19 protein-coding genes are annotated in these 19,941 nt (G+C 67.5%); 7 read left to right on the forward strand and 12 right to left on the reverse strand.

Features of this window, described 5'->3' with window-relative positions:
- The first annotated feature begins 12 nt into the window (after positions 1–12).
- Positions 13–669, forward strand: a complete 657-nt coding sequence (locus JW805_09640; GenBank protein MBN2972275.1) for an alpha/beta hydrolase — start codon at positions 13–15, stop codon at positions 667–669.
- Between the two features lie 232 nt (positions 670–901).
- Here the strand turns inward: JW805_09640 and JW805_09645 are convergent, their stop codons facing one another.
- Positions 902–1,072 (reverse strand): hypothetical protein, encoded by a 171-nt coding sequence (locus JW805_09645; protein MBN2972276.1) that lies wholly within the window; start codon positions 1,070–1,072, stop codon positions 902–904.
- Between the two features lie 144 nt (positions 1,073–1,216).
- On the opposite strand from JW805_09645, the gene JW805_09650 reads away from it, so the two are divergent.
- Positions 1,217–2,029, forward strand: a complete 813-nt coding sequence (locus JW805_09650; protein MBN2972277.1) for a ferredoxin--NADP reductase — start codon at positions 1,217–1,219, stop codon at positions 2,027–2,029.
- A gap of 141 nt (positions 2,030–2,170) precedes the next feature.
- Here the strand turns inward: JW805_09650 and JW805_09655 are convergent, their stop codons facing one another.
- Positions 2,171–3,085 (reverse strand): threonine/serine dehydratase, encoded by a 915-nt coding sequence (locus JW805_09655; GenBank protein MBN2972278.1) that lies wholly within the window; start codon positions 3,083–3,085, stop codon positions 2,171–2,173.
- A gap of 215 nt (positions 3,086–3,300) precedes the next feature.
- Between JW805_09655 and JW805_09660 the strand changes: the two genes are divergently transcribed.
- From JW805_09660 to JW805_09675, 4 genes are all read left to right on the forward strand, one after another.
- Entirely contained in the window at positions 3,301–4,530 is a 1,230-nt protein-coding gene (locus JW805_09660) for a type III PLP-dependent enzyme (GenBank protein ID MBN2972279.1), read from the forward strand.
- 109 nt (positions 4,531–4,639) lie between these two features.
- Complete coding sequence (locus JW805_09665; protein ID MBN2972280.1) at positions 4,640–5,719, forward strand: deoxyhypusine synthase; 1,080 nt, start codon at positions 4,640–4,642, stop codon at positions 5,717–5,719.
- A 169-nt stretch (positions 5,720–5,888) separates the two neighbouring features.
- Positions 5,889–6,320: an MAPEG family protein gene (locus tag JW805_09670; protein MBN2972281.1), complete on the forward strand. Its 432-nt coding sequence runs from the start codon at positions 5,889–5,891 to the stop codon at positions 6,318–6,320.
- Positions 6,313–6,498, forward strand: coding sequence for a hypothetical protein (locus tag JW805_09675; protein ID MBN2972282.1), 186 nt, complete (start codon positions 6,313–6,315; stop codon positions 6,496–6,498). The genes JW805_09670 and JW805_09675 overlap by 8 nt, the downstream gene beginning before the upstream one ends.
- Positions 6,499–6,606: 108 nt before the next feature.
- On the opposite strand, the gene JW805_09680 is transcribed toward JW805_09675, so the two are convergent.
- The 10 genes from JW805_09680 to JW805_09725 all read right to left on the reverse strand — a co-directional run bounded on the left by JW805_09680 (position 6,607) and on the right by JW805_09725 (position 19,549).
- On the reverse strand, positions 6,607–8,487 hold the full coding sequence (locus tag JW805_09680) for an amidotransferase 1, exosortase A system-associated (GenBank protein MBN2972283.1): 1,881 nt from the start codon (positions 8,485–8,487) through the stop codon (positions 6,607–6,609).
- A 4-nt stretch (positions 8,488–8,491) separates the two neighbouring features.
- A complete protein-coding gene (gene xrtA, locus JW805_09685) occupies positions 8,492–10,015 on the reverse strand; it encodes an exosortase A (protein ID MBN2972284.1) in 1,524 nt (507 codons plus the stop codon).
- A complete protein-coding gene (locus JW805_09690) occupies positions 10,012–11,289 on the reverse strand; it encodes a TIGR03087 family PEP-CTERM/XrtA system glycosyltransferase (protein MBN2972285.1) in 1,278 nt (425 codons plus the stop codon). The genes xrtA and JW805_09690 overlap by 4 nt, the downstream gene beginning before the upstream one ends.
- Entirely contained in the window at positions 11,289–12,341 is a 1,053-nt protein-coding gene (locus JW805_09695) for a FemAB family PEP-CTERM system-associated protein (GenBank protein MBN2972286.1), read from the reverse strand. Before JW805_09695 ends, JW805_09690 begins: the two co-directional genes overlap by 1 nt.
- The gene (locus JW805_09700) at positions 12,338–13,180 is read right to left on the reverse strand and encodes a DUF3473 domain-containing protein (GenBank protein ID MBN2972287.1); all 843 of its coding nucleotides are present in this window, start codon (positions 13,178–13,180) and stop codon (positions 12,338–12,340) included. The genes JW805_09695 and JW805_09700 overlap by 4 nt, the downstream gene beginning before the upstream one ends.
- 99 nt (positions 13,181–13,279) lie before the next feature.
- Positions 13,280–14,743, reverse strand: a complete 1,464-nt coding sequence (locus JW805_09705) for an AAA family ATPase (protein MBN2972288.1) — start codon at positions 14,741–14,743, stop codon at positions 13,280–13,282.
- A 33-nt stretch (positions 14,744–14,776) separates the two neighbouring features.
- The gene (locus tag JW805_09710; protein MBN2972289.1) at positions 14,777–16,420 is read right to left on the reverse strand and encodes a hypothetical protein; all 1,644 of its coding nucleotides are present in this window, start codon (positions 16,418–16,420) and stop codon (positions 14,777–14,779) included.
- A complete protein-coding gene (locus JW805_09715; protein ID MBN2972290.1) occupies positions 16,417–17,352 on the reverse strand; it encodes a hypothetical protein in 936 nt (311 codons plus the stop codon). The genes JW805_09710 and JW805_09715 overlap by 4 nt, the downstream gene beginning before the upstream one ends.
- 11 nt (positions 17,353–17,363) lie before the next feature.
- The gene (locus JW805_09720; GenBank protein ID MBN2972291.1) at positions 17,364–18,905 is read right to left on the reverse strand and encodes a hypothetical protein; all 1,542 of its coding nucleotides are present in this window, start codon (positions 18,903–18,905) and stop codon (positions 17,364–17,366) included.
- The gene (locus JW805_09725; protein MBN2972292.1) at positions 18,905–19,549 is read right to left on the reverse strand and encodes a polysaccharide export protein; all 645 of its coding nucleotides are present in this window, start codon (positions 19,547–19,549) and stop codon (positions 18,905–18,907) included. The genes JW805_09720 and JW805_09725 overlap by 1 nt, the downstream gene beginning before the upstream one ends.
- 198 nt (positions 19,550–19,747) lie before the next feature.
- Between JW805_09725 and JW805_09730 the strand changes: the two genes are divergently transcribed.
- Complete coding sequence (locus JW805_09730; GenBank protein ID MBN2972293.1) at positions 19,748–19,903, forward strand: hypothetical protein; 156 nt, start codon at positions 19,748–19,750, stop codon at positions 19,901–19,903.
- The last annotated feature ends 38 nt before the right edge of the window (positions 19,904–19,941 follow it).

The raw sequence follows: 19,941 nt of genomic DNA on the forward strand, positions 1-19,941 counted from the left end.
GTTCCGAACGTCATGCCAGAAGTCATTTTCCCCGGTCCCGAAGGTCGCCTTGAGGGCCGTTTCGCCCCGGCGCCCCGCCCGCGCGCACCGGTCGCCATGATCCTGCACCCGCATCCGATGTCGGGCGGCACGATGAACAACCGCATCGTGCAGGAACTCTACAAGACGTTCCAGCGCCGCGGCTTCGCGACGCTCCGGTTCAATTTCCGCGGCGTCGGCAAGAGCCAGGGGACGTTCGACAACGGCGTCGGCGAGCTGAGCGATGCGGCAAGCGCGCTCGACTGGGTACAGAGCTTCCATCCCGAAGCGTCGACGACCTGGGTCGCAGGCTTCGGGTTCGGCGCCTGGATCGGCATGCAGCTGCTGATGCGCCGCCCGGAAATCCGCGGCTTCATCTCGATCGCGCCGCCGGCGAACATGTTCGACTTCACCTTCCTGGCGCCCTGCCCGTCGTCGGGCATCATCATCCAGGGCGAGGCGGACGAGGTCGTGACGCCGATCGCGGTGCAGAAGCTGGTCGACAAGCTGCGCACACAGAAGCACATCACGATCCACCACGACACGATCCCGGGTGCCAACCATTTCTTCGAGCACGAGATGGACCAGCTGATGGGGAGCGTGGATCGGTACTTGGATATGCGGCTCGATCCCAATTCGCCCATAAAATAGGCGAATTGGGAGCCCGCAGTGGATTAGCGAAACGCTAATCCACGCCCGCGGCGAGCCCGGCCGGCGGTGCGAAGCTCCGGCCGACGGCATCGGCTTTGCCGATGCCCGCGCTAGGCTCCTAAGAGCAGCCCTTCGACAAGCTCAGGCCGAACGGCTGGGTGGCCAAGCTCATCTTGCCGCCCGCGAACCCATTCTGCCTTCGCAAACGCCCCGCCGCAGGCCAGACGCGGCGTCACAGCGTCCAGATGAGCACATTCCCCACCAGCACGCCTGCGCAGACGAGCATCAGCACGCCTTTCGTGCGGCTATCGCCCCCTGCGCGGATCAGGCGGATGCCGCCGAAGACGAGCGCGAAGACGGCGAGCATCGTGATGGTCGGGGCGAGTTTGGCGATGGCATCCATGCTCCTGTCCATCGCACCGCTGCGATTCACTCGCAACACTCGACCACGGGGCATCCCGTCTGCTATGGGCGCCGCGCATTCCGACAGGCCAATGATTTCGCGCGAGGTTTCCCTGCGCGCCACACATGAAGGACGTATCCGCCGATGAGCGATTCGATCGCTGCCCCGACCGTGCTTGAACCGACCGCCGCACTGACCGTCGAAACGGTGACCAAGGTCCACCACTGGAACGAGCACCTCTTCAGCTTCGCGATCACGCGCCCGGCAAGCTTCCGCTTCCGTTCGGGCGAATTCGTGATGATCGGGCTGCAGGGCGAGAACCGCCCGCTGCTGCGCGCCTATTCGGTCGCATCGCCGTCGTGGGACGAGGAACTCGACTTCCTGTCGATCAAGGTCGAGGACGGGCCCCTGACCTCGCGCCTGCAGAAGATCCAGATCGGCGACCAGATCTATCTGGGCCGCAAGCCGACCGGCACGTTGGTCACCGACGCGCTGACGCCGGGCAAGCGGTTGTTCCTGCTGGCGACGGGCACCGGCTTGGCCCCGTTCCTCAGCCTGATCCGCGACCCCGACGTGTACGAGATGTTCGAACAGGTCATCGTCGTCCACTCGGTCCGCCGCGTAAGCGATCTCGCCTATCGCGAGGTGCTCGAAGCGAAGCTGGCGGGCGATCCGCTGGTCGAGGATCAGGCCGCGGCGCAGCTGCATTACGTGCCGACCGTGACGCGCGAGGATTTCCCGACGCAGAAGCGCATCGGGACGATGATCGAGGACGGATCGCTGTTCGACGGGATCCCGGGCGAGGCGAAGCTCGATCCGGCAACCGACCGCGTGATGCTGTGCGGTAGCATGGCGATGATCCGCGACACGGCGGCGATGCTCGACGGGATGGGGTTCACCGAAGGGTCGAATGCCAACCCGGGCGATTACGTGATCGAGCGGGCGTTCGTGGGGTGATAAGGGCGCCCGGCTTCGAGCCGAGCCCTGACCGCCGTCATCTCCGCGAAGGCGGGGATAAATTCCGGCTGACCTGTCGATAGAGCCGATAGACCAGCGACTATTGATCCCCGCCTTCGCGGGGATGACGGCTGGTTGGTTTCAATCCGACCCGCCCAACACCGCCGCATAGGCGTCCGGATCGGCATTTCCGCCCGATACCAGCACCAGCATATTTTCCTGCGGTTCGACCTTGCCCGCCAGCAGCGCCGCGATTCCCACGGCGCCGCCCGGCTCCACCACCAGCCGTAACTTCGCCGCCGCCCAGCGCTGCGCCGCGCGGACTTCGGCTTCGGTCACCGCCACGCCCGTAGCACCCCGACGCGACAGGACGTCGAAGGTCAGCTGCGACACCCGCTTCGTCTGAAGCGAATCGCAGGACGTATAGGGCGCGTCGGCCGGCACTTCCTCGATCCAGCCCGCTTCCAGACTGCGGCGCATGTCGTCCCAGCCTTCGGGTTCGACGACCGTGATCGTCGCTTCGGGCAGCGCCAGCGCGAGTCCCGCCGACAAGCCACCACCGCCGCAGGGGCTCACGACATGCTCGACCGGACCCCAGCCGATCTCTTCGAACTGGTCCTCCGCCTCGATCCCCGCGCTCCCCTGCCCTTCGATCACCCAGGCGTCGTCGAAGCTCGGCACCAGCACCGCGCCGCGCGCGTGCGCCAGATGCGCGGCGATCTTTTCGCGGCTGTCGGTGAAGCGGTTGCACCCGACGACCTCGGCGCCCAGCGCCAGCGTCGAGTCGCGTTTCACCTTCGGCGCGTCGTCCGGCATCACGATGACGGCGGGCATGCCGAGTTCGCGCGCGGCCCAGGCGACCCCCTGCGCGTGATTGCCGGACGAGAAAGCGACCACGCCCCGCTTGCGCGCCTCTTCATCCACCGCGGTCAGTCGGTGCCAGGCACCACGGATCTTGAACGCGCCGATCGGCTGCAGCGACTCGGCCTTGAAGGCCAGTTCGACCCCACGAATCTCGGCGCGCAGCAGCGGTGTCGGGGGCAGCAGATCGGCCATCTTGGCCGCGGCATCGCGCACGCCGGCGCGGGTGGGTTGTCGCACGATGGTCACGCTTCATCCCTGCCGCAAAATGGTACGCAACGAAACTCTTTACATGCTCGTTCGACGACCCTATTTCGCCGCCTCCGCTGCCCCATGGGACTTCCACCGCAAGGCAGTGTTCGTGAACTGAAAGTCCGGGGCCACAGCCCTGGCATTGGAGGTCCCTTGAGTTGCACCAGCAAGATTGCGCGCTGGGGCTAGCTGCCCCAACAACGGGTCGTAACGCCGTTGAGATCGCCAAGGGCAAGCCGGTTCAGCCGGTGACGCTCGTTCGTCCGCACGCTGCTGCGCGGGCCGCCCGGTTCTTCGTGGAGAAGTTCCCGGGCCGGTCGATGTATGCGGTGAAGGCGAACCCGAGCCCTGAGCTGCTTCAGATCCTGTGGGATGCAGGCGTGACGCATTACGACGTCGCGTCGCTGGGCGAGGTTCGCCTGGTCGCCCGCACGTTGCCGCAGGCGACTCTGTGCTTCATGCACCCGGTCAAGGCCGAGGAAGCGATCCATCAGGCGTATTTCGAGCATGGCGTCCGCGTCTTTTCGCTCGATTCGATGGAAGAGCTGGACAAGATCGTCGCGGCGACGTCGTGGAACGGCGTGCCCGCCGCCGACCTGACGCTGTGCGTCCGCATCCGCGTGTCGTCGGACCTGTCGAAGCTCAGCCTCGCATCGAAGTTCGGCGTGATGCCGGAGGAAGCCAAGGCGCTGCTGTTCGCTGCCCGCCAGGCGGCCGATGCGCTGGGCATCTGCTTCCACGTCGGTTCGCAGGCGATGTCGCCCGACGCCTATGCGCAGGCGATGGAGCGCGTGCGCGCGGCCATCGTCGAGGCAGCGGTGACGGTCGATGTGATCGACGTCGGCGGCGGCTTTCCGAGCATCTATCCGGGCATGGAGCCGGTCGCGCTCGAGCGCTATTTCGAGACGATCCACCGCGCGTTCGAGTCGCTGCCGATCAGCTATTCGGCCGAACTGTGGGCCGAGCCGGGTCGTGCGCTGTGCGCCGAGTATAGCTCGATCATCGTCCGCGTCGAAAAGCGTCGTGGCGACGAACTGTATATCAACGACGGTGCCTATGGCGCATTGTTCGACGCCGCGCACATCGGCTGGCGCTTCCCGGTCCGCCTGCTGCGCGAGCCCGACAGCAATGCCAGGGACATGGCGTTCAGCTTCTACGGCCCGACCTGCGACGATCTGGACCATATGACCGGCCCGTTCCTGTTGCCGGCGGACATCCGCGCGGGCGACTATATCGAGGTCGGCATGCTCGGCGCGTACGGTTCGGCCATGCGTACCGCGTTCAACGGCTTCGGTTCGGACCAGACGGTCATCGTCGAAGACGAACCGATGGCGTCGCTGTACGCCGAGGTCGAACCAGCTGTCGCTTCGAACGTCGTCAAGCTGTAACGCACGACCATCACACGAAATCGGCGGTGGGGCCCGGACCGGGCCCCGCCGTCCAAACGGGTTTCCGCGTCCCCACCTGAACGACGCCGGCTAGACTATGGGAGTTCCCATGACCGACACCCTGACCAAGACCGCGGCGGCCAACGCCCCGATCAACGATACCCGCAAGGCCGAACTGCTGTCGAAGCAGGTCAAGCACATCGACATCAAGAGCTTCGACGCGCGCCCGATCGTCGATGCGATGGCGGACATGAGCTTCACCAGCCGCGATCTCGGCCGTGCGACCAAGATCTACAACGACATGCTGGCCGACAAGGACTGCACGGTCTGCCTGGTGATCGCCGGGTCGACCTCGGCCGGCGGCTGCATGGACCTGTATGCGGAGCTGGTGCGCAACAACATGGTCGACGTGATCGTCGCCACCGGCGCCACCATCGTCGACATGGACTTCTTCGAAGGCCTTGGCCACAAGCACTATCAAGCGCTTGAAATCCCGGACGACGACACGCTGCGTTCGCTGTACATCGACCGCATCTACGACACGTACATCGACGAAGAACAGCTGCAGGACTGCGACTTCACGATCAACAAGATCGCGGAATCGCTCGAGCCCAAGCCGTATTCGAGCCGCGCGTTCATCCGCGAGATGGGCAAGTACCTCGTCGAGCACGGCAAGAAGGACAACAGCCTGGTCAAGCTCGCCTACGAGCATGACGTGCCGATTTTCTGCCCGGCGTTCGTCGATTCGTCGGCCGGCTTCGGCCTGGTGAAGCATCAGGTCGATGCGGCGAAGGAAGGCCGCCCGTACATGGTGCTCGACGCCATCGCCGACTTCCGCGAGCTGACCGAAATCAAGATCAAGGCGGGCACCACCGGCCTGCTGATGATCGGCGGCGGCGTGCCGAAGAACTTCATCCAGGACACGGTCGTCTGCGCCGAGATCCTGGGCCACGAGGACGTCGAAGTGCATAAGTACGCGGTGCAGATCACCGTCGCCGACGTGCGCGACGGTGCCTGCTCGTCGTCGACGCTTCAGGAAGCGGCCAGCTGGGGCAAGGTGAACACCGGCATCGAACAGATGGTGTTCGCCGAAGCCGGTTCGGTGATGCCGCTGCTGGCGAGCGATGCGTATCACCGTGGTCACTGGAAGGACCGGGCGAAGCGCGGCTGGGCGAAGCTGTTCGCCTAAGCCGCACGCAGATAGCCAAGCTATCGGCGAGACGGCGCTAGGCCGGCCGGCACGGGCCGAGCCCGCGTCCGACGTCACGGGATTTACTCCCGTGACGGCCCCCTATGAGTTGCCTATCGCAATCGAATGATGCAGCCTCCCCCCGCGACCACCGGGGGGAGGCTTTTTCATGCACCAGGACATTCTGAAACCCGTCGTCGTCCTGATCGCCTGGACGCTCGTGATGTGGGCCTGGATGCTCGCCAAGCGCATCCCTGCGCTGAAGGCGGCGGGCATCGACCTCACCAAGCTGACCGGCAGCAAGACCGGTGACGCCGACCGCGTGCTGCCGGCCAAGGTCCAATGGCCGGCGCACAACTACAATCACCTGATGGAGCAGCCGACGATCTTCTACGCGGTGGCGATCGTCATCGCGCTGACGGGGACCGGCAACGGGGTCAACGCCTGGCTGGCGTGGGGCTATGCGGGCTTGCGGATCGTGCATTCGCTGGTGCAGGGGACGGTCAACAAGGTGGGCCCGCGCTTCGTCCTGTTCGTTGCCTCGACGCTGTGCCTGGTGGCGCTGACGCTGCATGCCGCTATGGCTGTGTTCCATGGCTAAGGGCGAAGGATTCGAGCGGCACAAGCAGCCGTGGACCGCGGCGGAGCTGCAGAAGCTCCATACGCTGGCGAAAAAGGGCATGGCGCTCAAGGCGATCGCCAAGGCGCTGACCCGCAGCGAGGAATCGGTGAAGGACCGCGCAAAGGCCGACGGGTTGAATATCGCGAAGCTGCGATAGGTCGATCGCCCTCACCCTTCCCACCGCCTGACGGCGGCGGCCCCTTCCCTCTCCTGGCGGGAGAGGGAGGGAGGCGCGAAGCGCCGGAAGGGTGAGGGTGATCGAGATTTAAGCGAACATCCGCCGTACGCTGCGATCCAGCATCACGAGCTGCCACAGCGTCCGGCCGTGCTCGGCGCGGCCCGCGCGATGGTCCTCCGCCAGCCGGTCGAGTGCCGCGCGATCGAACCAGGCGCCCAGCACCGGCGACTTGCTCAGGCTCGCCGCTTCTCCGGCAAGCTCGCGGCGGAACCACGCGCTGACCGGCGTCACGAAGCCCATCTTCGGCCGGTAGAGCACGTCCTTCGGCAGCCAGGGTTCGAGCGCTTTCTTCATCAGCCATTTGCCCTGCCCGCCCTGGATGCGCATCCGCTCGGGCAGGGTCGCGGCGAATTCGAGCAGGCGGTGGTCGAGCAGCGGCTCGCGTGCTTCCAGGCTGACCGCCATCGAGGTGCGATCGACCTTGGTCAGGATGTCGCCCGGCAACCAGTGATGGATGTCGGCATATTGCGCGGCGTCGAGGCCCGAGCGCGCCGGCGCCGCCCGCATCGTCGCGATCATCGCATCCTCGCCGCGATGCCCGCCCAGGCTGCGGCGGAAGGCGTCGCCGTAAAGCCGGTCGCGGGTCGCGGGCGTCGTCACGCCGACCGCGCGCGCGTAGGCGGTGGCGCCATCGTCGGCGAGCGCGAGCAAGGTCGACTTCGCCCGCAGCGGACGCGGCGCCCAGTCGGCCTTGGGATAGAGCCGGCCGAGCGTCCCGAACAATTTTTGCCGCATGTCACCCGGCAGCAGGCCGCGGACGCTCTCCTCGGCGGCATGGAAGCGGTAGCGGCGGTATCCGGCGAACGCCTCATCCGCGCCATCCCCCGACAGCGCGACCGTCACGCTCTCGCGCGCCAGTTCGCACACCCGGTAGGTGGCGAGCGCGGAGGCATCGGCGAAGGGTTCGTCAAACGCGTGGACCAAAGTGTCGATCAGCGCGAAGTCGTCGGCTGCGACAGTTCGGGTGCGGTGGTCGGTCGCGAAACGGTCGGCGACCGCGCGGGCATAGGCGCTTTCGTCATGCCCCGCCTCGTCGAAGCCGATCGACAGCGTCTTGACCGCGCGCGGGGACGCCTCCGCCATCAGTGCGACGACCGCCGAGCTGTCGACCCCGCCCGACAGGAAGGCGCCGAGCGGCACGTCGGCGACCATCCGGCTGCGCACCGATGCGCGCAGGCGATCGATCATCTCGGCCTCAAGGTCCCTGGCCGAGCCTTTGGCGCGCTGCGAGAAGTCGATGTCCCACCAGCGGCGGGGGGCCGGGACCGGCTTGCCGCGTTCCAACTGCAACAGCCCGGCGGCGGGCAGCTTCTTCACGCCCGCGACGATGCAGGCATGGTCGGGGACGTAGCCGAGCGCCATGAAATCCTCGACCGCGCGGACGTCGACGTCGCGCCGGACGAGCGGATGCGCCAATAACCCCTTGAGTTCGGATGCGAAGGCCACCGCACCGTCGCTCAGCTCGACATAATGGAGCGGCTTCACGCCCAGCCGGTCGCGGACCAGCGTCAGCGTGTTGGCATCGGCATCGTGGATCGCGAAGGCGAACATGCCGGCCAAGCGGTCGAGCAGCCCCGCCCCCCAGGCGCGCCAGCCGTGGAGCAGCACTTCGGTATCGCCCGAGGTGACGAAACGCGCGCCCTTCGCCTCCAATTCGGCACGCAGTTCGGCGAAATTATAGACCTCGCCATTATAGGTGATCGTCAGGCTGCCGGCCTGCATCGGCTGCGGCGATCCGGCGACGTCGATGATCGACAGGCGCCGGTGACCGAGCCCGACGCCGCTGCCGGTCCACACCCCCGCCCCATCCGGGCCGCGATGCGCCTGGGCGTCGGTCATGGCGACGATGCGGGCCGGATCGACCGGTTTGGGCGTGCCGGGGTAGAAGATCCCCGCGATGCCGCACACGCGCCTAGCGCCCCGAAAGGACGGTGTCGGTGACCTTGGCCGGAGAGCCCGCGGCGCTCAGGAACGCGGCGATCGCGGCGCGGGTGTCCGCGCCGCGGCCCTTTACGGCCGAAACATGCAGCGCCACGCCCGCCTGTCGCCCACCCGTCAGCTTCGCCTTCAGCGTCTGCACCTTCACCTGATTGTCGCTCGCGGTAACCATATCGCCGACGCGATACCAAGTCCCGACCAGACGTTCCACCGCGCCCGCCGTGGTAATCCGCTCGATCCGGCCGTTTTGTAGCGGCGCTTCGTCCATGACCTTCACCCAGCGGTCGTTCTCGGCAAGCGTCCCCTGGCCGAAGGCGACGAGTTCATGCCCCTCGCGCTGCCCGGCATAGACCGCAACCGCGACGTCGACGACATGGCCGCGGGCATCGGCGTAGCGACCATATAGGTGGTGATCGGCGGTCGGATAGCTCGGCTGCCAGAAGGCGCGTTGATCGATGCCGACCCGGCGCCAGCCCGGCACGTCGGGCAGATAGAGCTGCGTCGGCAGCGCATCGGCGCGCGACGCGATGACCGCGCCGGTCAGGTACGCAAGCGCGGCGACGGCGATCGCCACAGCGCCGACCAGGCCATCCTTGGCCGGCCGAAACGGCGTGGGGGCAATGCGGTCGATATCGACCCAGGAAGCGTCGGGATCGCGATCGAACCAGCGCCAGCCGATCGCGAGAACGCCCGCCATGACCAGGGCAAAGAACACCCAGCCGTAGACGATATGGTCGAACCCCGTCGCCGCTTCGACCGAGGTCAGATGCGCGGCGTAGATCGTGCCGAACGCGCGAACGCCGTTCGCCAGCACCGGCACGACCATCGCCATCGCGAAGAAGGCGGCCCGGCGGGGCCAACTGACGTAGCAGACGTTGGCGACGAGCGCGCCATAGGCGATCATCGCGATGACGAACTTCGCGCCCGAACAGGCCTCCGCCACTTCGAACCAGCCGGTCGGCGTGGTGATCAGCACGCCATCGGTCGTGGCGGGCACGCCGAAAAGGTGGAGCAGCGGGACCGCGATGTCGCGGGTGACGACCTGTAGCGGCGCATCGAGCGATTCGCCGAAGGGGACGAGAAAGAGCAGATAGGCGAGCGGAAACAGCAGTGCGCGGGTGACCTGCGGTCCCAGCAGCGCGACGACCGCACCTTGCAGCATCAGGATCAGGCCGGTGTGGCGAAACAGCGCGACGCCGGCAATATCGCCCAGGAACCAGGCCGCTGCACCCAGTGCGCCGACGGCCACGCCCGGCCACCAGGCGGCGGGGGCCAGGCGCGCGACTTCGTCGCGGCGTTGCCACACCAGCCAGCCGACGACCGGCAGGACGAACAGGCAATGGCCGAAGGTGGTCGAGTTCCAGTAGATCTGCGCAAGGTCGGCAACGTCGCGGTGGAAGATGACCAGCGTCGCCGCCCAGACCCCGGCGAGGGTCGCAAGCGCCGTGCGCCAGCGCTCGGTCGGCGCGAAGGCGGCAGCGGGGATGGCGATGGTCATGCGCCAGCCTTTGACCGGAGCCGATCGCCCTCACCCTTCCCACCGCCCACGGCGGCGGGGCCCTTCCCTCTCCCAACGGGAGAGGGAGGGAGCGGCAGCGTCGCGGAAGGGTGCGGGCGAGCGCGGGCAAGCCTCAACAACCCATCCAACCCCGCCAATCGCGCATCCCAGCCATAGCGCGCCTGGACCTGCCGCCGCGCCGCCTGGCCCAGCGCATCCCCAGCCGCCCGATCCGCAATCAGGGCAGAGACTTCCTGCGCGAAGCCCGCGGCATCGCCCGCGGTGCGCAGCGTGCCGCCATGATCGATCCCTTCCGCCGCGACGTCGGACACGACCACCGGCCGGGCCATCGCCATCGCCTCGAGCACCTTGTTCTGGATGCCCCGCGCAATCCGCAGCGGCGCGACCGCGACAGCCGCTGCCGCCAGCCAGCCGCGGACGTCGGCGACTTCCCCTGTGACGATCACGCGGTCGCTGGCCAGTGCATGCACCTCCGCGGTCGGCGCCCGGCCGACGATCGCAAAGGTCGCCTCGGGGATTTGTGGCAGGACGTCGGTTGCGAACCAGCGGACTGCCGCGACATTGGGCGCATAATCCATCTGGCCGGTGAAGACGATCAGGGGATCACCCGCGTCGACGGGAACGAAATCGGCGTCAGGATCGAATTTGACGGTGTCGATGCCGTTTTCGACCACGCGAATGTCGCCTGTGCCGCCGATCGAGCGGAACAGCGCGGCCTCTGCATCGCTCACGAACAGGCTGGCGTCGACCCGGGCGGCGACGGCGCGGTCGAAGCGGGCGAGCAGGCGTTCCTCGCGCGCGAACAGCCAGCGCTGGGGGAAGCCCGCGCCGCGCGCATATTCGCCGAACTTGACCGAATCGACGTCGCAGAAATCCATGATCGTCCGCGCCGGCAGGTGCGTCGGCAGATATTGCGCCATCGCGCTGGAGAAGACGTAGATCGCATCGATCGGATGCGTGGCGAGAAGCTGATCCACCGCCGCCCGGAACTGCTCGTCGGCGAAGGCGGCTTCGGACACCGATCGGCCGGACAGCAAAGCTTCGATCGCCGCGCGCGGTTTCGATTTGACGCGCGGCACGATGTGCTGGCTCGCGCACAGGTCCGGCGTGTCGAGATCGCGCGGATCGTCGGCGAACGCCACCAGATGCACGTTCGCGCGCGCGTTCAGATACCGCAGCACATTGTAGGCGCGAATCTTGTCGCCGCGATCGGGTGGAAACGGCACGCGATGGGCGAGAAAGAGGATGTCCATCAGCCGAGCCCGCGCGATAGCCAGGGGCCGACCAGGTTCGCGATCGGCAGCGGCAGCGTCTTCCACAGGGCGATCTTGCGCGCGTATTTCGGATCGAGCGGGTTGACGCTGCGCGGCGCGGCATCATCGGCGGTGCGAACGTGATAGGCGAGCGGTTGCCCCTCGAAGCCCCAGTTGCGCTTGAATGCGGCAGCGCCGGTGCCGACTTTCGACCGGCCGAAGTCGAATCGCGTACAGCCGCGCCGGCGGGCATGGTTCATCAGCGCGAAGTACATCGCGTCGTTCGCGCGCAGCCCCCGCGCCGCTTCGGTGCCGCCGCCCCAATAGGGATAGACCGTCCCGCGCCAATAGAGGCTCAGTACGCTGGCGACGGGAACGCCCTGATGACGCACCGTCAGGATGTCGGCCGCGTCGCCGAACGCATCGAGCACCGCGGCAAACAGGGTTTTGGGGAAAACCGGCGTGCCGAGGTTGCGAACCGATTCGGCATAGACGCGGTAATGCGCGGCGCGATCGTCATCGACGGAGATCGTCAGCCCCTTGTCGAACGACTTGCGGACCTCGGCGCGCTGTTTGCGCGGGATCGCAAGCAATTGCGCGTCGTCGTCGGTCGCGAGATCGCGGACGAAGCCGAGATAGCTATCGGTGTTGGTGTGAAATCCGGTCGGCGCCGGCCCGCCCCGCAGTTCGAGCGAGGTCGCGCCCTGGGCCACCGCGATGCGCCAGGCGTCGTCGGCCAGCGCCTGCGCAGTCGCGGCGTCGTCGGCCAGCACCCCGCCATCGACACCGAAGCCGGCGGAGACGAGCGCCGTGCCGAACAGGCGCGACGTCACGAGCGTCAGCGGCAGGACCCCGGCGATGGCGCCGTCCGCCCCCTCGGCGACCAGATAGCGGTCCTGCTGCCCACATCCCCTGGCGACCGCGGCGCTCCACTCGGCGAGATGGAAGGGCGTGCCCTCCGGGTGGGCGGCGACATAGGCGGCGATGCGCGGTGCGTCGTGAGTGTCCGCCGGGCGGATGGCAACGGGCCTGGCAAGCAAGGGCATCGTCACTGCAACCGCTCCGCTTCCCGCGCGACGACATGGTCGACGCGGCCCCAATCATGGCGGCGGATCAGATGACGCAGCTTGCCCGCCATCGCGCCCAGGCGGGTGTAATGCCGCAGCCTGGACTTGAGAGGTGCACCCGCAACCCGGGGCTGATCGGGATCGACCTCCCATGGGTGAAAATAGAAGACGCCGGGGCGGCCGGCGCGCGCGTTCACCTGCCGCACGGCCTGATCGGTCAGTACGCTCGGCAACAGGCGGAAAAAGCCGCCCCCCGTGGTCATGCTGCGTCCGGCGATGCGGATCATCGTGACCGGCAGTTCGATGAAATCGCTGCCCGCGACCGGGCGATGCGCGGCGATCGGCGCATCCGCCCAGCCGTAATGGTCGTGGCGGATGGGGGCGACGCTGGAGGAATAGGCATAGCCCTCCTCGGCGAGGATCGGATGCGCCCACGGCGTGCGCGGATCGATCGAGAAGCTCGGCGCGCGATAGCCGGTGATGGCGACGCCGCCGGCATCCTCCAGCGCGGCGCGAGAGCGGCGAAGGTCGGCACGAAACCGGTCGGGCGTGAAGGTGAAGACCCGCGCGTGGTCGTAACCGTGGCTGGCGAGCTCATGCCCTTCATCCACGATGCGGCGCATCAGCGCGCCGTGACGCTCGGCCACCCAGCCGAGCGTGAAGAAGGTCGCCTTGACGCCGCTTTCCCCGAACAGGTCGAGCACGCGGGTCGTGTTGTCGGCGACGCGGGACTGCAGCCCGTCCCAATCGGCGCGCGCGATCGTATTCTCGAAGGCGCCGACCTGGAACCATTCCTCGACATCGACGGACAGGGCATTCTGCATGGGGTCGGAGCCTATCGGTGATGTCTTACAAAGTCGTCAGTGACCGCACGCGAGTCCGTCATTCCCGCGCAGGCGGGATGACGACGGTTTGGGCGGCGCTCAGCCCAGCTTGCCTCGCAACTCGCCGGCGTCGCCGCGGCCGGTTTCCATCCAGTCGACCATCAGCGTTAGGATGCGACGCATGGCTTCGTCCTGTTCGTCCATGCGCTTGTCGATCACGGCAAGACGCCGGGCGAGGTCGAGATCGGCGACGGGAGCGGGCGCCGCTACCGGCGTCGGTTCCGGGTCCGGCTGGCGCTCGGGCTGGCGAAGCGGCCATTCCATGACGGTCGGTTCGGGTTCAGGCGGAGCTGCAGCGACGACCGGTTCGGGCTCCGGCACGGGGTCGGGCTCGACATGCGGTGCGGGTTCGATCGGTCCCTCCGGTGCGGCATCGACCGGAGCGAGGATCGACCGGCGCCCACGAAGCTTGACCGGATCGAACAGACGCGGGGTCGTGCTGATCTCGACCGGGCGCATGGCGATCGGCTCGGGATCGGCGGCGACGGGGGCCGGCGTTTCGACGGGCATGTCCAACGGGGCTTCGACAGGCGTTTCGACGGCGATCGGTCGCGGTGTATCGACCACCGGTGCTTCGGCCTGGATCGGCAGCGGTGCCGGGGTGGGTTCGTCTGCGACGTCCGGTTCGGTCACGGGAGCAGCCGTTGCTTCATCCGCTACCGGAGCAGACTTGACCGGCGCGGCCCCCCGCATGCCATCGCCCGCCAGATCGTCGGCGACCGCATGGACGTGCGCGGCGGTGAAGGTCTCGACCCCCTCCATCGCGCCGTACAGCAGCACCCGGCTGACCAGGTTGTTGATCCGCCGCGGGATGCCGCCGGACCAGGCGTAGATCGTCGCGAGCGCCTGCGTGTTGAACCGCGGCGTGCCGGTCCAGCCGCAAATGCTCAGGCGATGGACGAGATACGCCTCCAGCTCGTCGGCCTCCATCGGCCCCAGATGGTGCATGGCGATGACGCGCTGGCGCAGTTGCTCCAGCCCGTCGGCGGCGAGCTTGTCGCGGAATTCGGGCTGGCCGAGCAGAAAGATCTGCAGCATCGCATGGCCGCCGGCCTGGAAGTTGGAGAGCATGCGCAGCTCCTCCAGGCTGTCGACCGGCAGCGCCTGCGCCTCGTCGACGATCAGGAGCGTGCGGCGACCGCCGCGTGCGACGGCGTGCAGCCCGCGCTCGATGCTGGCCAGCATCGCGGCCTTCGTCATGCCGTCGGCATCGACGCCGAGACCGGCGCACACCGTGCGCAGCAGGTCGTCGGCGACGATCTGGGTCGACACGATCTTGATGACGTTGAGGCGATCGGCATCGACCGTGTCGGTCAGATGGCCCACGAGCGTCGTCTTGCCGGCGCCGATGTCGCCGGTGATGACGATGAAGCCCTCACCCTGCGAGAGGCCGTAGCCGAGGTACGCCATCGCCTTCTTGTGCGTGGCGGTGTCGAACCAGAACCGCGGGTCCGGCGTCAGCTGGAATGGGCGACCGGTCAGCCCGTAATGCTCTTCGTACATCGTCGTTGCCTTTCTTCAGGCGCAAATCGCAAGTCAACGGAGGGAGTAGCGCAGGCCGAGCAGCGCCTGACCGGACACGTCGGAGGCGACGTTGTTCTGGTCGAACGCGTAGACGCCCAGCGACGCGATCGCGCCCAGCCGGCCGAAGGTGTAGGAATAGCTGGTATTGCCCCCCACCCCGAGGACGTTGGGCGCACCGCCCAGCCCGCTGTCGAAATAGGTGACATACGCATCGGCCGTCAGCGACGAGCGCGCATCGAAGGCGCGACCCAGCGTGACTTGGCCGAAATACATGTCGTCGCGGATGCCGCGCAGCACCGCAGCGGGACCGCTGTTCGGAACCAGGAAGCTGCGGTTGGCATAGCCCGCGCCGACGCCCAGCGACCACGGCCCCGACACCGTCGAAACGACGCCGACGATGCCGCGCGAGCGGAAGCTGGCGGTGGTCAGCGCGCCAAGCAGCGGCGTCAGACAGCCGCCGGAGGCCTGCACGCCGGTAAAGCCGCCCGCGCTCTGGCCGTCGCCGAACACGCAGCCGCTGAACTGGTCGCCGAACGGATCGGGCTGGGTGACGAAGCTGGTCGGCAGCGCCGCGAGCGTGTCGCTCAGGCCCCGGCCGATGCTGTCGATGCTGTCGTAGACGCCGATATTCACCCCGGTGCGGTTCGACACCGCCCAGCTGAACGAGCCCGTATAGCTCGTCGTGTCGTAGCGGCGCCCGACGCGGCCCTGCAGCGTGGTGCGCTCGCTCGGCCGCCAGATGACGCCGGCATCCCAGAACAGTCCGTCGGTCTCATAGGCCAATCGCCGGGGCGAGGCGGCGTCGGTGACGAACCGGCCGTTGTTGTCGAGAACGGGCGCACCCGTGACCGGATCGACCACCGCATCGCGCGCGCTGAGGCGGATGTTCTCATAGCCTGCGCCCGCGGTCAGCGCGACCGTCGGCGACAGCGGCAGGACCGCATCGATCCGGGCGTATTTGCCGTCGTAGCGCTGGTCGAGCTGGCTGATATCCTCCCGCTCCCACGCGCCGCTGAGCGTCAGGCCGATCGGCAGATAGGTGCCCGCCCGCGTCCCGATCGACGCCATCGCCATGTGGTTGGTCGATGCGTCGTAATTGTCGAGTACCGGCTGACCGGGGATACCGAAGTCGAAGCTCGGTGCCTCGACCTTGGTATAGCCGAACCGATAGGCGGCGTTGATCGTCGTCTGATCGAGATGCGTGACGAGCGTCGGCCCGGCGTAGGCCGAATAGAGCTGGCTGATGTTGCGCGAATTCCCGGCGAGCCCCGGTGCGGCACCGCGGATGTCGTCGCGGGCACGGGCGGCGAGCGCCCCGCCTTCGAAACTCAAGGCCGGCGTCAGCTGGATCGACGCCTGCGCCAGGCCCGAATGGACGCTGCCCTGCGCCACCGGGTCCTGCCAGTCGATGCGGTGATCGTAGCGGTAGCTGACCTGCACCGACACGCGCTGGTTCTGGACCGACGCGTCGATGCCGGCCGAGAGCTGGGTATAGGTCAGCACGTCGTTGGGGCCATCGAGGTCGGCGGTCAGAACCTGAGCGGCCTCGATGTAGGGCGTGACCTGCCGCGTCGTGCGCTGGGCGGCGGCAGGTGTGGCGAAGACGGTGGTCGCGGCGGCCACGCTGCCAAGCAATATCGTACGCAGCCGGGTCATTCCGCGCCCTCCTGCCCATAATAGCCGAAGCGCCGTCCCCCAGGCTGGAAAACGACGGAATTGAGCACCAGCCCGATGTGATCGCAGGCACCCAACAGCGTCACCGCCTCGCGCAGGTCGCTTTCGCTGGTCGAATCGGCGCGGACGACCAGCATCGTCTGGCCGACATGCTGTGCGAGCACCGCCGCTGGAGATGCGGCGAGCGCCGGCGGCGAATCGAACACGACGATTCGATTTCGATTGGCCGTCGTCAGACGGCACAGCACCTCTGCCGCCCGCGCGCTGGCGAGCAGTTCCGTGTCGTCGTTCGACCGCTTGCCGGCGCCGAGCACGGACAGATGCGGCACGTCGGTATCGATGATGCCGTCCTCCACGTCGATCGCGGGGTCGGCGATGGCGTCGAGGACGCCGGGCGCCTCACTTGTCACGCCCAGCGTCTCGAACACGTCGGGCTTGGCGAAATCGGCGTCGACCAGCAGCACTTCGACATCGCGCTCGGCGGCCAGCGACAGCGCAAGGTTGATCGCGCAGAAGGTCTTGCCCTCGTCCGGCTGGGCCGAGCAGATCAGGATGGCCCGTGCTTTGGCCGCGTCCGCGATCTCGCGTGCCGTGGTCAGCAGGTTGCGCTTCACCAGACGGAATTCCTCGGCCAGCGCGGTGACCGCAGTGCCAGGGACGATCAGCCCATGCTGGCGAAGGCCGGCACGGTCGATCGTCGCGACCGGGTGCCGGCTCCGCCGCGGCCGCGCGACGGGCGCCGCCGCCGGTGCGGTGACCGGGCCGAATGGCGTCGTCGGGGCCGGGGCCTCGGGCTCGACCGGACGGACGGGCCGCGGCGGCTGATACGCCAGCGGCGGCGGCGCCAGATCCCATTTCAGGGCGGCGCGTTCGACCAGGCTTCCGGTCAGGCGATTGGGGGTGGCGTCGTTCATCGGGACCTGCCTCAGGCGACCATGCCGCGCTGGAAGAATTCTAGACCGAGCAGCAAGGCCCAGGCGGCGGCGAGCGCCCCCGCCCCGCCGGCAAACAGGCGCAGGCGGCGACGGCGCAGCGCGACCTGCGCGGCCGATACGGTTTCCCCGATCGAGCCGAGGACCGGCATGCCGCTCGCCTTTTCCAGCCGGCCGGCGGTGGCGAAGGTCGTCCGCATCTGCGACATCGCCCACGCCGCCCCGATGCCGCCGCACAGGCCGACGATCAGCACGCCGGTCAGGAACAGCGGGCGGTTGGGCGCCGTGGGCGCGCGCGGGGCCGTCGGCGGATCGACGACATTGAACTTCACTGCGTCCGTCTGGGTCTGGACCTGGTTGCGCAGCTGGGTCTGTTCGCGATCGGCAAGCAGCTGATCATACTGACTTTTCAGCACCTGATAGTCGCGATCGATCGCCGCCTGCTGTGCGGCGGCGCCCGGCGACTGCGCAACCTTCGCATCGAAGGCGTTCAGGTCGCGGCTGATCTGGTTGCGGCGTTCCTGCAGCGCGGCAACCTGCGCTGCCTTGTCCGCCTGCATCGACTTCAGCGAGAGGTAGAGCGGGTTGGGGCTGCCGCCCTCGCCCCCGCCTGCCGGTTCGCCGCGCGCCGCAGCGGTCGCGGCCGCAAGCTGGTTGCGCAGCGCGATCATGTCGGGGTGGTTATCGGTCCAGCCACGGCCGCGGCCTTCGGCGATCTGGCCCTGGATGGCCTGAAGCCGCGCGCGCGCGGGCCCCGCACCACCGGCCGCCCCGCCCCCGGCGATGGTCGGCGCCGTGCCGGCCATCTGGCCATTGACCGCGGCCAGGCTCGACTGCGCCGCGGCGAGATCGCTGTCGATCTGCGCGAGCTGTGTGCGCGCCTGCGACATGCGGTCGTCGAGCGTTCCGGTGCCGGGCAGCGAGCCGAGGAACTTTGCCTGGAATTCGGCGCGCTTGGCCTCCGCATCCTGCAACTGACGCTGGCGTGCGGCGAGCTGGTTGTCGAGGAAGGCGAGCGACTGCGACGTTTCGTCGCGGTTGTTCGACAGATTGTCCTCGACGAAGATGTCGATCAGCTTTTGCACGATCTGGCGGGCGAGCTTCGCATTGGCTGCATCCGATGCGCCGGCATTGGCGATCGTCGCGGAGATTTCGAACAGATTGTCCTGCGTGGAGGTGATCTTGATCGCCTTCTGCAGACCGGCGATGCGATCGGCGACGTCGCGATCGCTCGACACCGTCTGCGCGATGTCGGTGCCGCGGACGACCTTCTCGAGATTGACCGCCGAGGTCAGCGTCTGGCGGATGCGATCCACCGCCTTGGTCTGGTCGGCCTGGGTCGCCCCGTTCTGGGTCGGCAGGATGTTGCGCAGCTGGACGAAGACGCGGGCGTGCGATTCATACTGGTTGGGGATCTGCGAGACCACCAGCCAGCCGATCAGGCAGATCGCCCAAGCGACGCCCAAAGCGATCCAGCGGCGCGTCCACACCGCATGCAGCGCGAGGCGCAGTTCGTCGAACAGGCCGCTGCCCATCAGAACATGCTCTGCGGGATGATGATGACATCGCCCGGCTCCAGCCGGACGTTGGCGCGCGAATCGCCGTTCTTCAGCAGGCTGCCGAGCTTCACGGCATATTCGCGCTGCTTGCCGGTGGTCTTGTCGAACCGGACCAGTCGCGCGCGGTTACCGGCGGCGAACTGGTTGAGGCCGCCGACGGCGATCATCGCGTCGAGCAACGTCATGTTGGCACGGTAGGGGATCGACGCAGGCTTTTCGGTCGCGCCGACGATGCGAACCTGCTGGCTGAAGGTCCCCGCGAAATTCTTGACGATGACGCTGACGATCGGATCCTTGATATATTCGCCGAGCGCCAGCTTCAGGTCGTCGGCCAGCATCGTCGGCGTCTTGCCGACCGCGGGCATGTCGGTGACCAAGGGCACGGTGATGCGGCCATCGGGGCGCACCTGGACGTCGGCGGTCAGTTCCGGATTGCGCCAGACGAAGATCTGCAACTGGTCGAGCGGGCCGATGACATATTCCTCGCCCGGCCCCTCCTTCGATGCGACGAAGGCAGCGGGTGGCAGTTCGGGACGACCACCCGATCCGCCGCATGCGGTGAGCAACAGCGACGCCGCGCCTGCTCCCAGAACCACCTTCATCGAACCACGCGAACGCATCTGACCCATCTCCGTCTGCGCGCGGATTCGATTGTGCGAATCCACGCAGGACAGGGCAGCTATGGGCACGAGAGGTAAAATTTGGGTTAGGGACACCGCGTGGCGGCCTTCAGACCCAAATCTAAAATTATGATCTTGCTAGTGATTTGTAAGGAAAACTCGGCCGGAGACCGGCCTGCGGTGGGTTAGGACACCGGCATGTCGCGTGAATCGATCGCTTATGTCCTGATGGCCGTCCTGATCCTGGGTATCGGCGCCGCTATCCTATGGGGTCGCCGCAAGGCCAACGCGCGACGCTATCACCGTTCGTCGCGTCGACGGATCATCGTGCGTGAAGATAAGCGGAAGCCATAATATTGGCTAGGCCCCGGCCTTTTCGCCGGGGGTGACGC

The organism is Roseomonas aeriglobus, from assembly GCA_016937575.1.
Lineage (GTDB): Bacteria > Pseudomonadota > Alphaproteobacteria > Sphingomonadales > Sphingomonadaceae > Sphingomonas > Sphingomonas aerigloba.